Origin of the sequence: Variovorax sp. CCNWLW186, from assembly GCF_037203865.1 — a bacterium.
Lineage (GTDB): Bacteria > Pseudomonadota > Gammaproteobacteria > Burkholderiales > Burkholderiaceae_C > Variovorax.
Window position 1 is genome coordinate 34,424 of the sequence record NZ_JBBCBO010000032.1, and the last position, 14,187, is coordinate 48,610.

The 14,187-nt window shown below is 66.6% G+C and carries 14 protein-coding genes; 10 read left to right on the forward strand and 4 right to left on the reverse strand.

Going from position 1 to position 14,187, the window contains the following annotated elements; all coding sequences use genetic code 11:
• Positions 1-18 precede the first annotated feature (18 nt).
• The 3 genes from V9K97_RS25650 (at position 19) to V9K97_RS25660 (ending at position 5,415) form a co-directional block, all read left to right on the forward strand.
• Complete coding sequence (locus V9K97_RS25650) at positions 19-3,183, forward strand: efflux RND transporter permease subunit (RefSeq protein ID WP_337321551.1); 3,165 nt, start codon at positions 19-21, stop codon at positions 3,181-3,183.
• Complete coding sequence (locus tag V9K97_RS25655) at positions 3,176-4,591, forward strand: efflux transporter outer membrane subunit (RefSeq protein WP_337321553.1); 1,416 nt, start codon at positions 3,176-3,178, stop codon at positions 4,589-4,591. The genes V9K97_RS25650 and V9K97_RS25655 overlap by 8 nt, the downstream gene beginning before the upstream one ends.
• Positions 4,592-4,797: 206 nt before the next feature.
• The gene (locus V9K97_RS25660; RefSeq protein ID WP_258502612.1) at positions 4,798-5,415 is read left to right on the forward strand and encodes a c-type cytochrome; all 618 of its coding nucleotides are present in this window, start codon (positions 4,798-4,800) and stop codon (positions 5,413-5,415) included.
• Between the two features lie 67 nt (positions 5,416-5,482).
• On the opposite strand, the gene V9K97_RS25665 is transcribed toward V9K97_RS25660, so the two are convergent.
• The 3 genes from V9K97_RS25665 to V9K97_RS25675 are packed head-to-tail and all read right to left on the reverse strand — an operon-like array spanning position 5,483 to position 7,548.
• Positions 5,483-6,031, reverse strand: a complete 549-nt coding sequence (locus V9K97_RS25665) for a DUF2946 family protein (protein ID WP_337321555.1) — start codon at positions 6,029-6,031, stop codon at positions 5,483-5,485.
• A 35-nt stretch (positions 6,032-6,066) separates the two neighbouring features.
• Positions 6,067-7,059, reverse strand: a complete 993-nt coding sequence (locus V9K97_RS25670; RefSeq protein ID WP_337321570.1) for a YheT family hydrolase — start codon at positions 7,057-7,059, stop codon at positions 6,067-6,069.
• A gap of 36 nt (positions 7,060-7,095) precedes the next feature.
• A complete protein-coding gene (locus V9K97_RS25675) occupies positions 7,096-7,548 on the reverse strand; it encodes a YybH family protein (RefSeq protein ID WP_157616167.1) in 453 nt (150 codons plus the stop codon).
• Positions 7,549-7,766: 218 nt separating this feature from the next.
• Here V9K97_RS25675 and rutA point away from each other — a divergent pair, with 218 nt between their 5' ends.
• The 6 genes from rutA to rutF are packed head-to-tail and all read left to right on the forward strand — an operon-like array spanning position 7,767 to position 12,060.
• Positions 7,767-8,879 (forward strand): pyrimidine utilization protein A, encoded by a 1,113-nt coding sequence (gene rutA, locus V9K97_RS25680; RefSeq protein WP_337321557.1) that lies wholly within the window; start codon positions 7,767-7,769, stop codon positions 8,877-8,879.
• A 12-nt stretch (positions 8,880-8,891) separates the two neighbouring features.
• Positions 8,892-9,683, forward strand: coding sequence for a pyrimidine utilization protein B (gene rutB / locus V9K97_RS25685; protein ID WP_337321559.1), 792 nt, complete (start codon positions 8,892-8,894; stop codon positions 9,681-9,683).
• 23 nt (positions 9,684-9,706) lie between these two features.
• A complete protein-coding gene (rutC, locus tag V9K97_RS25690) occupies positions 9,707-10,099 on the forward strand; it encodes a pyrimidine utilization protein C (protein WP_124958891.1) in 393 nt (130 codons plus the stop codon).
• Positions 10,100-10,101: 2 nt separating this feature from the next.
• Entirely contained in the window at positions 10,102-10,902 is an 801-nt protein-coding gene (gene rutD, locus V9K97_RS25695; protein WP_337321561.1) for a pyrimidine utilization protein D, read from the forward strand.
• The gene (locus V9K97_RS25700) at positions 10,899-11,495 is read left to right on the forward strand and encodes a malonic semialdehyde reductase (RefSeq protein WP_337321563.1); all 597 of its coding nucleotides are present in this window, start codon (positions 10,899-10,901) and stop codon (positions 11,493-11,495) included. Before rutD ends, V9K97_RS25700 begins: the two co-directional genes overlap by 4 nt.
• Positions 11,496-11,517: 22 nt before the next feature.
• Positions 11,518-12,060, forward strand: a complete 543-nt coding sequence (gene rutF, locus V9K97_RS25705; RefSeq protein ID WP_443304229.1) for an NADH-dependent FMN reductase RutF — start codon at positions 11,518-11,520, stop codon at positions 12,058-12,060.
• 44 nt (positions 12,061-12,104) lie between these two features.
• On the opposite strand, the gene rutR is transcribed toward rutF, so the two are convergent.
• The gene (gene rutR / locus V9K97_RS25710) at positions 12,105-12,848 is read right to left on the reverse strand and encodes an HTH-type transcriptional regulator RutR (RefSeq protein ID WP_337321565.1); all 744 of its coding nucleotides are present in this window, start codon (positions 12,846-12,848) and stop codon (positions 12,105-12,107) included.
• Between the two features lie 197 nt (positions 12,849-13,045).
• Between rutR and V9K97_RS25715 the strand changes: the two genes are divergently transcribed.
• Positions 13,046-14,050: an isopenicillin N synthase family dioxygenase gene (locus V9K97_RS25715; RefSeq protein ID WP_337321567.1), complete on the forward strand. Its 1,005-nt coding sequence runs from the start codon at positions 13,046-13,048 to the stop codon at positions 14,048-14,050.
• The last annotated feature ends 137 nt before the right edge of the window (positions 14,051-14,187 follow it).

Here is a 14,187-nt window from a genome sequence, read left to right on the forward strand (position 1 = left end):
TAGCAGGAGCGCGCCCGCATGGCCAAATTCTTTATCGACCGCCCGATCTTCGCCTGGGTGATTGCCCTGTTCGTCCTGGTGATGGGCGGCGTGGCAATTACGCAGCTGCCGATCTCGCAATACCCGCCGGTGGCACCGCCGGCCATCGTGATCAACGTGGCGTACCCCGGCGCCTCGGCCCAGACGCTCGAGGACAGCGTGCTGTCCGTCATCGAGCGTGAAATGAACGGCTCGCCGGGCCTGATCTACATGGAATCGGTGGCCCAGGCCGACGGCACCGGCACCATCACCATCAGCTTCGAGGCCGGCACCAACGACGACCTTGCACAGGTGGACGTGCAGAACCGGCTCTCGCGCGCCACGCCGCGCCTGCCGGCAGCCGTAACGCAGCAGGGCGTGCGCGTGGACAAGTCGCGCGACAACTTCCTGATGTTCGTGATGCTGTCTTCGGACAACCCGGCTTTCGACCCCATTGCGCTTGGCGACTACGCCGCGCGCAACGTGGTGCCCGAGCTGCAGCGCGTGGTGGGCGTGGGCCAGGCCCAGCTGTTCGGCTCTGAAAACGCAATGCGCATCTGGATCGACCCGGCCAAGCTGCAGGGCTTCAACCTGTCGGCCACCGACGTGAACAACGCGATTCGCGCGCAAAACGCACAGGTGTCTTCGGGCACTCTTGGCGACCTGCCCAACGTTCCCGGCCAGGCCATTGCGGCCACTGTGGTGGTGAACGGCCAGCTGGCCAACGTGGAGCAGTTCAAGGAAATTGTGCTGCGCGCCAACCCCGACGGCTCGACCGTGCGGCTGAAGGACGTGGCCCGCGTTGAGCTGGGCGGCCAGTCGTATGCCACCTCTGCCCGCCTGAACGGCGTGCCGGCGGTGGGTGTCGGCGTGCAGCCCACGCCCAACGGCAACGCGCTGGAATCGGCCAAGGCCATCCGCGCCAAGATGGCGGAGCTCGAGCGCTTCTTCCCGCAGGGCGTGAAGTGGAACATTCCGTACGACAGCTCGCGCTTCGTGCAGATTTCCATCACCGAAGTGGTGAAGACGCTGCTCGAAGCCATTGCGCTGGTGTTCGTGGTGATGTTCCTGTTCTTGCAGAACTGGCGCTACACGATCATCCCGACCATCGTGGTGCCAATTGCGCTGCTGGGCACGTTTGCCTCGCTGCTGGCGCTGGGCTTCTCGATCAACGTGCTGACCATGTTCGGCATGGTGCTGGTGATCGGTATCGTGGTGGACGACGCCATTGTGGTGGTCGAAAACGTCGAGCGCATCATGAGCGAAGAGGGGCTGTCGCCGCTCGAAGCCACGCGCAAGGCCATGCGGCAGATCTCGGGCGCCATCATCGGCGTGACGGTGGTGCTGATCTCGGTGTTTGTGCCGCTGGCGTTCTTTGCGGGCTCCACCGGCAACATCTACCGCCAGTTTTCGGCGGTGATGGTGACGTCGATCGCCTTCTCGGCCTTCATGGCGCTGTCGCTCACGCCAGCGCTGTGCGCCACGCTGCTCAAGCCGGTCGAAGCCGGCCACCACCACGAGAAGCGCGGCTTCTTCGGCTGGTTCAACCGCGGCTTCACGCGCACGGCCAAGGGCTACGAAAGCATGGTCGCGCGCATTCTGCGCCGCGCCGCGCGCTACCTGATCATCTACGCCGTGATCATCGGCGCGGTGGTGTTCACGTACATGCGCCTGCCAAGCTCGTTCCTGCCGCAAGAAGACCAGGGCAACATCATCGTGAACGTGCAGCTGCCGCCGGGCGCCACGCAAGAGCGTGCGCTGTCGGTCATGCAGCAGGTCGAAGGCTTCATCCTGAAGCAGCCTGAAGTGCAGAGCATGGTGGGCGTGATGGGCTTCAGCTTCTCTGGCCAGGGCCAGAACGCCGGCCTCGCCTTCGTCACGCTGAAAGACTGGGAAGAGCGCAAGGACCCGGCCCACTCGGCCAGCGCCCTCGCGGGCCGCGCCTTCGGTGCGCTCTCGGGCATTCGCGACGCGTTCATCTACCCGCTGAGCCCGCCGCCCATTCCTGAACTGGGCAACGCCAGCGGCTTCAGCTTCCGGCTGCAAGACCGTTCGGGCGCGGGCCACGACGCGCTCATCAACGCGCGCAACCAGTTGCTGGGCATGGCCAGCCAGAGCAAGGTGCTGACGCAGGTGCGCCCTGACGGCCTGGAAGACGCGCCGCAGCTGCAGATCGACATCGACCGCGACAAGGCCAACGCCCTGGGCGTGACCTTCGATGCGATCAACGCCACGCTGTCGACCGGCCTGGGTTCGAGCTACATCAACGACTTTCCGAACCGCGGCCGCCTGCAGCGCGTGGTGGTGCAAGCCGATGCGCCGGCCCGCATGCAGCCGGACGACCTGCTGCGGCTGAACGCCAGCAACTCGCAGGGCCAGCCGGTGCCGCTGTCGGCCTTTGCCACCACCAAGTGGGTGACGGGCGCCACGCAAACGGTGCGCTACAACGGCTACCCCGCCATCCGCATCAGCGGCGACGCGGCGCCGGGCTTCAGCACGGGTGCGGCCATGGCCGAGATGGAAAAGCTCGCGAGCCAGTTGCCGCAAGGCTTCGGCTTTGAATGGACGGGCCAGTCGCGCGAAGAAAAGCTGGCGGGTTCGCAGGCCATCATCCTTTACGGCTTCGCCATTCTTGCGGTGTTCCTGTGCCTGGCCGCGCTGTACGAGAGCTGGTCGATCCCGCTGTCGGTCATTCTGGTGGTGCCGCTCGGCGTACTGGGGGTGCTGCTGGCAACCATGCTGCGCGCCTACTCGAACGACGTGTACTTCCAGGTGGGGCTGATCACCATCATCGGCCTGTCGGCGAAGAACGCAATTCTGATCATCGAGTTTGCGAAGGACCTGCAGGCGCAGGGCAAGGGCATCGTCGAATCGGCGCTGGCCGCCGCCCACCTGCGGTTCCGCCCGATCATCATGACCTCGCTGGCCTTCGGCCTGGGCGTGGTGCCGCTGGCCATTGCCTCCGGCGCCGGCTCGGCAAGCCAGCGCGCCATTGGCACCGGCGTGCTCGGCGGCATGGTCACGGGCACGATCCTGGCCGTGATCTTCGTGCCGGTGTTCTTCGTGGTGGTGCGCACGCTGTTCAAGGGCAGCGCGCGCCAACATGAAGCCGACAAGCGGCATGCCGAAGCCGCCGGCATCACGGAGGAAAAGACACATGACTAAGAAACTGATTCCCACGGCACTGGCCGCGGCCATGCTGCTGGCCGGCTGCTCGCTGATTCCGACCTACGAGCGCCCCGCCGCGCCGGTGCCCACCACCTTTCCGGGCGACCCGGCGCAGCCGGCGGGCCAGGCCGCGGCCGCCCTGCCCTGGCAGGACTTCTTCACCGATCCGCGGCTGACCGGGCTCATTCAGACCGCGCTGGCCAACAACCGCGACCTGCGCGTGTCGGTGCTCAACATCGAGCAGGCGCGTGCGCAATTTCAGATCGAGCGCTCGGCTTTGTTCCCGGCGCTGGGCCTCACGGGCAGCGGGTCGCGTTCGAGCCCCAACCAGCTCCAGGCCTTCGACAGCAGCGCGGGGAGCGTGTCGTCGCAGTACAGCGTGAACCTGGGCATTACCGCCTGGGAGATCGACTTCTTCGGCCGCATCCGCAGCCTGAAGGACCAGGCGCTGGCGCAATACCTCGCCACCGAAGAAACGCGCAAGGCCGCGCAAATCAGCCTGATCGCGGCCGTGGCCACGGGCTGGCTCACGCTGATTGCGGACGACGAACTGCTGGAGCTCACGCGCCAGACGATGGTCACGCGCGAAGAATCGGTGCGCCTGACCAAGCTGCGCTTCGACAACGGCGTGTCGTCGGAGCTCGACTTCCAGGCCGCGAACTCGCTGGCCGAAACCGCGCGCGCTTCTTATGCGCAGCAGCTGCGCACGCGCCAGCAGGACGAGAACGCGCTGGCTCTGCTGCTCGGCGCGCCGGTGCCGGCGGAAGCCACGGCCGGCGGCGCCATGGGGCTGGACGGCATCAAGCCGATGCCCGAGGTGCCCGCGGGCCTGCCTTCGGACCTGCTGACCGAGCGGCCGGACATCCGCTCGGCCGAGCAGCAGCTGATTGCGGCCAATGCCAACATCGGCGCGGCGCGTGCGGCTTTCTTTCCGCGCGTATCGCTCACCACCTCGATCGGTACCGCCAGCAGCGAGTTCTCGGGCCTGTTCGACAGCGGATCGAAGGCCTGGGCCTTTTCGCCGCAGATCACGCTGCCCATCTTCGATGCGGGGCGCAATATTGCGGGGCTCGACTCGGCCAAGGCCGGGCGCGAGATTGCCGTGGCGCAGTACGAAAAGTCGATCCAGACCGCCTTCCGCGAAGTGGCGGACGCGCTGGCCGGCCGCGCCACGCTGGGCGAGCAGGTGCGGGCGCAACGCGCGCAGGCCGACGCCGAAGCGGTGCGCTTCAAGCTCTCCGACATGCGCTACCGCAACGGCATTGCCAGCGCGCTCGACCTGCTGGACGCGCAGCGCTCGCTGTACACGGCGCAGCAATCGGCCGTGACCACGCGGCTCCTGCAGCTGCAGAACCAGGTCACCCTGTACAAGACGCTGGGTGGCGGTTGGGCAAAGGCTGGTTGACGCCCCCCCGAAGCGCCTTCGGCGCCTCCCCCCACTGGGGGGCGCACCCGGCGGCCCGGCAAAGCCGGTTCCGCGGGTGCACTGGAATGAGCTCGTTGCATTGAAGCATCGCGGAGAGGCCTTCCGTCCTTTGGGCGGAGGGCCTCTCTATAATCGCCGGTTGATTCGAAAAAGCCCCCCGACGAGCCCCCGTTATTGAGGACGCCATGAGCGCAGACCCGCACTACCAGGCCACAGAAGAAGCCCACACCGGCCCGATCAAGAACCCGAAGCAACTGCTGCTCGCGGTATTTTTCTCTTTTCTTGCCCCCATCCTGATCATCGTGGGCCTTGTGGCCTATGTGGTTTCGGGCAACAAGCCCGCGGGCACGGCCGAGGGCGACAACATGGCGCTCTACGGCGTGTCGCAAGACGCGCGCAACCGCGAAGTGGCCGAGCGGCTCAAGAAGGTCGGCACCATCGAAATCCGCGATGCCAACCGCCCCCTGGCAGCTGGCGAGACCGTGTTCAAAGCCCAGTGCGCTGCCTGCCATGCGCCGCCCGGCATTCCTGGCGCGCCGCACCTGAACGACGCCGCAGCCTGGGGCCCGCGCATCGGCCAGGGCTACGCAACGCTGCTCGACCATGCGCTGCATGGCAAGGGTGCCATGCCGGCACAGGGCGGCGGCGACTTCGAAGACCTCGAAATCGGCCGTGCCGTGGTCTACCTGGCCAACGCCGGTGGCGCCAAGTTCCCGGTGCCCGAGCGTCCCGCCGCGGCAGCGGCACCCGCTGAAGGCGCTGCTTCGGCCGCCGCACCGGCGGCGCCCACCGCCAGCAAGTAACCCAGGGCTTCGCCCCAATAAAAAAGCCGGCCTCGAGCCGGCTTTTTCATGCGCGTGACCTGAACAGCTATTGTTTTGATAGCGTCGCTGGTTGCCGCGCCGCGGGGCTCAGCACATGGCCGAAGCGCTGCGGCAGGTCGGCCGAGCGCACCGGCTCGGGCGTCCACAGCCCCTGGTCGATGGCCTCTGCGGCCAGGCCCACGTCCTGCGTGTGAACCAGCCCCAGCCCGATGGGAGCGGCCAGGTAGAGCCGGCCCTCCTCGTCGAGTAGGCACCCGGAAACGTTCACCGCCTGCCCGGTATGGGCGGTGACGGCAAAGCCCTTGTCGTCGGCAATGCGCCAGACAAAAGGCGCCGCCTCCAGTTCGACATAAACGCGCTGGGGCCCGTTCTGGAAGAACCACTGGCCTTCGCCGTCGTGGTCGTAGTTGCGGTGGATGAAGTCGATGAGCTTCTCGTGCCGCAGCATCGAGCCCTTGGCGGCCGGAAACGGCCCCTGGGCCTGGGTGCGGTCGTCGCGCATGTACCAGTTGCCGCGCGCGTCCAGGCCAAGCCAGCCGTAGCAATGCGGCACGTTGGGCCACTTGGCGAGCGCTTGTTTAACGATGTCGTCCATGAAAGCTATTCTGCGCGCCCGCGCGGCAACCGGGCCTAGGCGAATTGCCCGAGCCAGCTACCGACGCTCTCCGGCATGCCGCGCACATGACCCGGCGGCACGCCGAGCGGAAAGCCCACATGGCCGCCGTGCGCGGGCTGCCACAGCGTGACGTGCCGGCCCACCTCGCCCGGCCCCGGCAGGCTGCGGGCCGGAATGAACGGATCGTTCAGCGCGTTCACCACCAGCGTGGGCACGCGAATCGCGCTCAGGTGCGGCTTGGACGAGCCCCGCGCCCAGTAGTCGTCGGTGTTGCGAAAGCCGTGCAGCGGCGCCGTGAACACGTCGTCGAAGGTATAGAGGTCTCGCGCCGCCAGCAGCCGCTCGCGGTCGAACAGCCCCGGAAACTGGGCCAGCTTGGCCAGCGCCTTGGGCTTCATGGTGGCCAGGAACATGCGCGTGTAGACCAGCCGGTTGAAGCCGCGGCCGATGGCCTCGCCGCCGGCCGCAAGATCGAGCGGCGCGCACACCGAGGCCACCGCGGCCACCGAGGCATGGGCCGAGTCGCCGGCCTCGCAGGCCCAGCGCAGCAGCGCATTGCCGCCCAGCGACACGCCCGCGGCCAGCACCGGGCCGCCGCCATGGAGCGCCTGCAGGTCGCGCATGCGCCGCAAGATCCAGTCGATTTCTTCGTAGTCGCCTGAGTGGTAGGCGCGCGGCGCCAGGTTGAGCTCGCCGCTGCAGCCCCTGAAATGCGGCACCGCGAAGTCCATGCCACGCTCGGCCGCGAAGGCGGCGAAGGCTTCGGCGTAGTGGCTGCGGGACGACCCCTCCAGACCGTGGAACAGCACCAGCAGCGGACGCGGTCCGGCGCTTGTGCCCTGCAGGACCGAATCGGCGAAATCGACGTCGATGAAATCCCCGTCGGGCGTGTTCCAGCGCTCGCGGCGGTACACCGGCGCCAGGCCGGTGAAGCGGCGCGCATACAGCGCCGCCCAGATGGTCTGCAGGTTGCCGCCGGGCAGCCAGCGCGGCGCCGCGTAGCCCATCGATGAGTGCAGGGAAGAAACGTCGCCAGGCATTTCTCAGTGCAGGATCTGGGGCGGGTCGTTCGCGTCGACGGGTTCCCGCGCGCTGCCGGGGCTCGCATGGTGCGCCACCATGCGCCAGCCTTCGGCGGTCTTGTGATAGACGTTGGTGGCCAGCACAAAGGCGTGCTTCGGGCCCTCGGCCGTGAGCACCTCGATGCGTTCGAGCACGTTGTGCACCGCGCTTGCGAGCGACTCGATCTTGCGCACGCGTGCGGGCATGGCGTGAATGGCGCCGTTGCCGAACATCTGCTCGAAAGCCGCGCGAATCGCCGTGGCGCCCACCAGGCGGGGGCCGCCCGGGTGTACGCAGAACACCTCGTCCTCGTCGGCCCAGCACGCCATCAGCGCTTCGATGTCGCCGCGCTGCAGCGCTTCATAAAACGCGGCCTCGATGTCGTCTGCAGTACCGCCGACGGCAGCGGCGGCACGGAGTGGGGTCTTGGGCATGGGGTGATTTTGCCGCGCGATCCATGACGCCGGCGCTGCACCGGTTTGGCCTTGACGCGCACCGTGCTGCCGCAAGCCGGGCGGTTCATCTGCTCCACTTTGGACCAAATGGTCAAAACGAAACATTAAAAAACATTCAACGCGTTGATTTGAAAGGGATTTTTTAACTGGCACGGGCCATGCATAGGGCTTTGCGACCCTGCAACTGGAGCTTCTGCATGAACGTCGGCATCTTCATCCCCATCGGCAACAACGGCTGGCTGCTCTCCGAAAACGCACCGCAGTACAAGCCGAGTTTCGAACTCAACAAGGAGATCACGCTCACGGCCGAGCGCTACGGCGTCGACTTCGTGCTGTCGATGATCAAGCTGCGCGGCTTTGGCGGCAAGACCGAGTTCTGGGACCACAACCTCGAGTCGTTCACGCTCATGGCCGGGCTCGCGGCCGTTACCACCAAGATCAAGCTCTTTGCCACCGCGGCCTCGCTGGTGATGCCGCCGGCCATCGTGGCGCGCATGGCATCGACCATCGATTCGATTTCCAACGGGCGCTTTGGCCTGAACCTTGTCACCGGCTGGCAGCGCCCCGAATACTCACAGATGGGCATGTGGCCCGGCGACCAGTTCTTCGGCACGCGCTACCAATACCTGTCCGAATACATCCAGGTGCTGCGCGACCTGTGGGGCACCGGCCAATCGGATTTCAAGGGCGCGCACTTCCAGATGGACGACTGCCGCCTGAGCCCCCGGCCGCAAGCGGACATGAAGGTGATCTGCGCGGGCCAGAGCGACGCCGGCATGGACTTTTCCGCGAAATACGCCGACTACAACTTCTGCTTCGGCAAAGGCGTGAACACGCCCAAGGCCTTTGCACCCGCGGCCGAAAAGCTCATCGAGGCCACGGGCAAGACCGGCCGCCACGTGACCACCTACGTGCTGATGATGGTGATTGCCGACGAAACCGACGAAGCCGCGCGCGCCAAGTGGGAGCACTACAAGGCGGGCGCCGACCACGAAGCCATTGCCTGGCTGGGCCAACAGGGCGCGGCCGACACCAAGTCGGGCGCCGACACCAATGTGCGCCAGATGGCCGACCCGACCTCGGCCGTCAACATCAACATGGGCACGCTGGTGGGCTCTTACGCCACCGTTGCGCGCCTGCTCGACGAGATGGCCGAGGTGCCGGGCACCGAAGGCGTGCTGCTCACTTTCGACGACTTCCTGCAGGGTGTTGCGGCCTTTGGCGAACGCATCCAACCGCTGATGAAGAGCCGCGCGCATGTGCAGAGCCCTGTGGCCTCGCAGGCCGAACCCGAGCGGCTCGTGGCCTGAAGGGAGACGCGCATGGCCACGCCCGCACGCAACACCACGCTCACCTCGACCACGCCCGTCGGCGCGCCACGCCTGCCCGGCGCACCCGCGCCGCTCGTGCTGCCCGCGCGCCCGGAACCGGTGGCGCTGCATGCCACCGATTCGGCCCTGATCGTGGTCGACATGCAGAACGCCTATGCCTCCATCGGCGGCTATGTCGATTCGGCGGGCTTCGATATTTCGGGCGCGCAAGGCACCATCGCCAACATCGCGCGCACGATTGCGGCGGCGCGCGCGGCCGGCATGCTGGTCGTGTTTCTGCAGAACGGCTGGGACGCCGCCTACGTCGAGGCCGGCGGACCGGGCTCGCCCAACTGGCACAAGTCGAACGCGCTCAAGACCATGCGCGCCAAGCCCGAACTCGCAGGCAAGTTCCTCGCCAAGGGCGGCTGGGACTACGAACTCATCGCAGAGATGAAGCCGCAGCCCGGCGACATCGTGGTGCCCAAGACCCGCTACAGCGGCTTCTTCAACAGCACGCTCGACAGCACCTTGCGCGCACGCGGCATCCGCCACCTGGTGTTCACCGGCATTGCCACCAATGTGTGCGTGGAGTCGACGCTGCGCGATGCCTTTCACCTCGAATACTTCGCCGTGATGCTCGAAGACGCCACGCACGAGCTTGGCGGTGCGGCCATACAAAAGGCCTCCGTCTACAACGTCGAGACCTTCTTCGGCTGGGTTTCGACAGTGGACCAGTTCTGCGCCACCTTTGCCCCCGAGCCCGCCGCGCAGCCTGTAGCGGCTGAAGCGGCCATTGCCTGATTTTTTTAAAGGAGCCCGTCCTCATGCCCAAGCAAGCCATCATCCCCGCCGGAACCACCACGCCCATCGCCCCGTTCGTGCCCGGCACCATGGCCGACGGCGTGGTCTACGTGTCGGGCACGCTGCCCTTCGACAAGGACAACAACGTGGTGCACGTGGGCGATGCCTCCGCGCAAACGCGCCACGTGCTCGAGACGATCCAGAACGTGATCAAAACGGCCGGCGGCACCATGGACGACGTGACCTTCAACATGATCATGATCAAGGATTGGGCCGACTACGCGAAGGTGAACGCGGTGTACGCAGAGTTCTTTCCGGGCACCAAGCCTGCGCGCTACTGCATCCAGTGCGGCCTGGTAAAGCCTGATGCACTGGTCGAAATCGCCTCCATCGCCCACGTCGGCAACAAGGCCTGAGCATGCCGCTGCACTACGAAGTGCATGGGCCGGCCGACGGCGAGGCGGTGCTGCTGTCGTCGGGCCTCGGCGGTTCGGCCGTCTTCTGGCAACCGCAGATCGGCGCACTCGTGGCAGCGGGCCATCGCGTGATTGCGTACGACCAGCGCGGCACGGGCCGCAGCCCCGCCGCACTGAGCGCGGACTACGCCATTGCTGACATGGCGCGCGACGTGGTGCAGATTCTGGACGCCACGTCGACGCCGCGCTGCCACCTGGTGGGGCATGCGCTCGGCGGGCTCGTCGGGCTGCAGCTGGCACTCGACGAGCCCTCGCGCGTGGCGAGTCTGGTGCTGGTCAATGCGTGGTCCAGGCCCAATGCGCACTCTGCGCGCTGCTTCGATGCGCGGCTTGCGCTGCTTGGCGCCTGCGGCCCGCGCGCGTATGTGGAAGCGCAGCCGATCTTCTTGTACCCCGCGGCCTGGTGCGCGGAACATGCGCAGCGCGTGGCCGACGAGGTCGACCATGCGTTTGCGCACTTTCCCGGCGAGGCCAACATGCGTGCGCGCATCGGCGCGCTGCGCGCCTTCGACATCGACGCGCACCTTGGCGACATCACCGCGCCCACGCTGGTGGCCGCCGCCATGGACGACGCGCTGGTGCCGTGGACCTGCTCCCAGCACCTGGCCGACGGCCTGCACGACGTGACGCTGCACTTCATGCCGCACGGCGGCCATGCGCATAGCGTGACCGAGGCCGACGCCTTCAACCGCAGCCTGCTCGACTTTCTTTCCCGGGTCAGCGCACCCGGCGTTCCCGCATGACCACCACCTCAGCCCTCGACGACGCCGCACTGGCACTTCTCTTTACCGAAGCACGCAGCCACAACGGCTGGACCGCGGAGCCCGTGACGGATGCGCAACTCCGTCAGGTCTATGCGCTAGCCCGCATGGGCCCGACATCGGCCAACTGCTCGCCCGCACGCTTCGTGTTCGTTCGCACGCCCGAGGGCAAGCAGCGCCTTGGGCCTGCGCTTTCCAAGGGCAACCTCGACAAGACCATGGCCGCACCGGTCACGGTCATCGCAGCGTGGGACCGCAAGTTCTACGACAAGCTGCCCACGCTGTTTCCGCATACCGATGCGCGCAGCTGGTTCACCGGCAGCCCCGAGGCCGCGCACGAAACCGCCTTTCGCAACGCCAGCCTGCAGGCGGGCTACCTGCTGCTCGCCGCGCGCGCGGTGGGGCTCGATGCAGGCCCGATGTCGGGCTTCGACAAGGCGAAGGTGGATGCCGCGTTCTTCGAGGGCACCGACTGGAGCACCAACTTCCTGATCAACCTCGGCCACGGAGATGCGGCCAAGGTGTTCGGCCGCCTGCCGCGGCTCAGCTTCGAAGAAGCCTGCGTCCTCGCCTGAAACCATTCCGGAAATCTCTCCCATGCTGCTGAACGCAATGGCCTCCCACCACGTCACGCCGAGCGGCCTGCCCCACGCGCTGCCCAAGGCCGACTACCGCAATGCCATGGCGCGGCTGGGCGCGGCGGTCAACATCATCACCACTGACGGGCCTGCGGGCCGTGCCGGGTTCACCGCATCGGCCGTGTGCAGCGTGACCGACGAGCCGCCGATGCTGCTGGTGTGCCTGAACCGGTCGGCATCGGTGTATCCCGCGTTCACGGCCAATGGCGTGCTGTGCGTGAACGTGCTCGCGGCGGGCCACCAGGCGCTCTCGGGCCTGTTCGGCGGCAAGACGCCGATGGACGAGCGCTTTGCCGCGGCCCGCTGGGGCCGCAAGGCCACGGGCTCGCCGGTGCTGGAGGACGCCGCGGCCTCGTTCGATTGCCGCGTGGTACAGGCCACGATTGCGGGTACGCATGACGTGCTGTTCTGCGAGGCGTTGGCGATTGCGATTGGCGGGGCGGCGCAGAGCCTGATCTATTTCGATCGGCGGTATCACGAGATCGCGGCGCCGCCGCATTGACCTGGTCGTGTCCCCTCTCCCTCTGGGAGAGGGAGAAAAACCGATCAGCGCGGCGCAATCCCCTGCAGCACGATCCGCTGCACGTTCTCCACCGTCTGCTCAAAAAACACCGGGTCCTCCAGCGTATGCCCCGTCAGCGCCTGCACCTGCACGCCGAAATCCGCGTAGTGCTGCGTGACGGCCCAGAGCGCAAAAATCAGGTGATGCGGATCGACCGGCGCGAGCTTGCCCGACGCGACCCATGAACGGATGACCTCCGACTTGCGCTCCACCAAGGTGCGCAGTTCGCGGTCGAGCTCGTCGCGCAGCAGCGGCGCGCCCTGGATCATTTCAAGGCAGAACAGGCGCGACGCATCGGGCCGGTCGCGCGAGACCACGAGCTTGCGGCGGATGTAGCCGCCGATGGCCTCGCCCGGGTCCTGCTCGGCGCTGAAGCCGCGCAGCGGCTCAAGCCACAGCGCGAGCAGGTCGCGCAGCACGTTCACATACAGCTCTTCCTTGTTGGCAAAGTAATAGAGCAGATTGCTCTTGGACACATCAGCGCGCGCCGCCACCTGGTCGATCGAGGTGCCATGCAATCCGAAGCGCGAGAACAGGCCCAGCGCCGCACCGAGGATGGCGCTGCGCTTGTCCTCGATCTGGCGCAGTCTGCGGCTCACCGCCGAGGCGCTGCGCACCGGGGGCTTCGCGGACTTGCGCACCAGGCCCTTCACGGCGCCCTTCACAGCGCTCTTGGCTGGGGTCTTCTTTGTGCTGCTGGCTGCGGCCAGCGCCTTGGTCTTCGGCATCTTCCCTCGCTTCTCGATTACGAACTCTTTTTTCAACGCGCACCACTGTAAGGCCGCGGTGCATCGCGTTGCGCCGGGCGGGCCTTCCAGCACGCGCAGTGCGCACCATGCTGACGCGACAAATGCGTTTTGTCCATTTGGTCCAACTGGCACAGACGTTGCATGGCGAAAGGCATGCCAAGCAAGAGGACCGACACATGACAACCCTGCTGTCCGTACCCATCATCGATCTCGCGCCCTACTTCGCCGGCACGGCCGAAGGCAAGGAACAGGTCGCGAAGAAAGTCGACGAGGCCTGCCGCAGCATCGGCTTTCTCGTCATTACCAACCACGGCATTCCGGCCGAACTGATCGCGCGCGTGTCGAAGCTCTCGCGCGCGTTCTTCGACATGCCGCTGGCCGAGAAGCGCAAGGTCGACCGGCCGCGCGAAGACGCGGTGCGCGGCTACAGCGCAGTGGGTGAAGAAGGGCTTTCGTACAGCCTGGAAGAGGCCGCGCCCGGCGACCTGAAGGAGTCGTTCTCGGTCGGCCCCTCGAACGTGCCCGCCGACGACTACCACCGCGGCCCCGCCGCCGGCCCGCATTTCGAACCCAACAGCTGGCCGCCGATCGACGGCTTTCGCGAAGCGTACGAAGCCTACTTCGAGGCCATGAGCGATCTCTCCCGCTCGCTGATGCGCATCTTCGCGCTCGGCCTTGCGCTGCCCGAGACGTTCTTCGACGACAAGATCGACAAGCACATCAGCATGTTCCGCGTGCTGAGCTATCCGCCGCAGCGTGAAGCGCCGCTGCCGGGCCAGTTGCGCGCCGGCGCGCACAGCGACTACGGCAGCCTCACCATCGTGCTGCCCGATGACAAGGGCCTGCAGGTGTTCAACAAGGCGGGTCAGTGGGTCGACGTACCGCAGGTGGAAGGCGGCTTGGTGGTCAACATTGCCGACCTGATGATGCAGTGGACCAACGACCAGTGGGTGTCCACGCTGCACCGCGTGGTCAATCCGCCGTTCGAAGTGGCCAGCACCAACCGCCGGCAGTCGCTGGTGTTCTTTCACCAGCCCAATTACGACGCGATGGTCGAGTGCCTGTCAAGCTGCCTTGCGCCGGGCGAGCAGCCGAAGTACGCACCCATTTCATCGGGCGACCACCTGACCTCCAAGTTCGTGAAGCAGACGACCTTTGGCGGCACCAAGGCCGTGGCCTAGGCACCGTGATGAGAACTTGTTTTTTCAGTCGCGGTGCTGTGCGTGGGTTGCCTTGTTCGAGGGGCGCACCCGCCGACGGGGTACCTTTCTCCGCGAATGTCCCCCGGCCTGCGGCCTCCTCCTTTATTTCGCTGCGC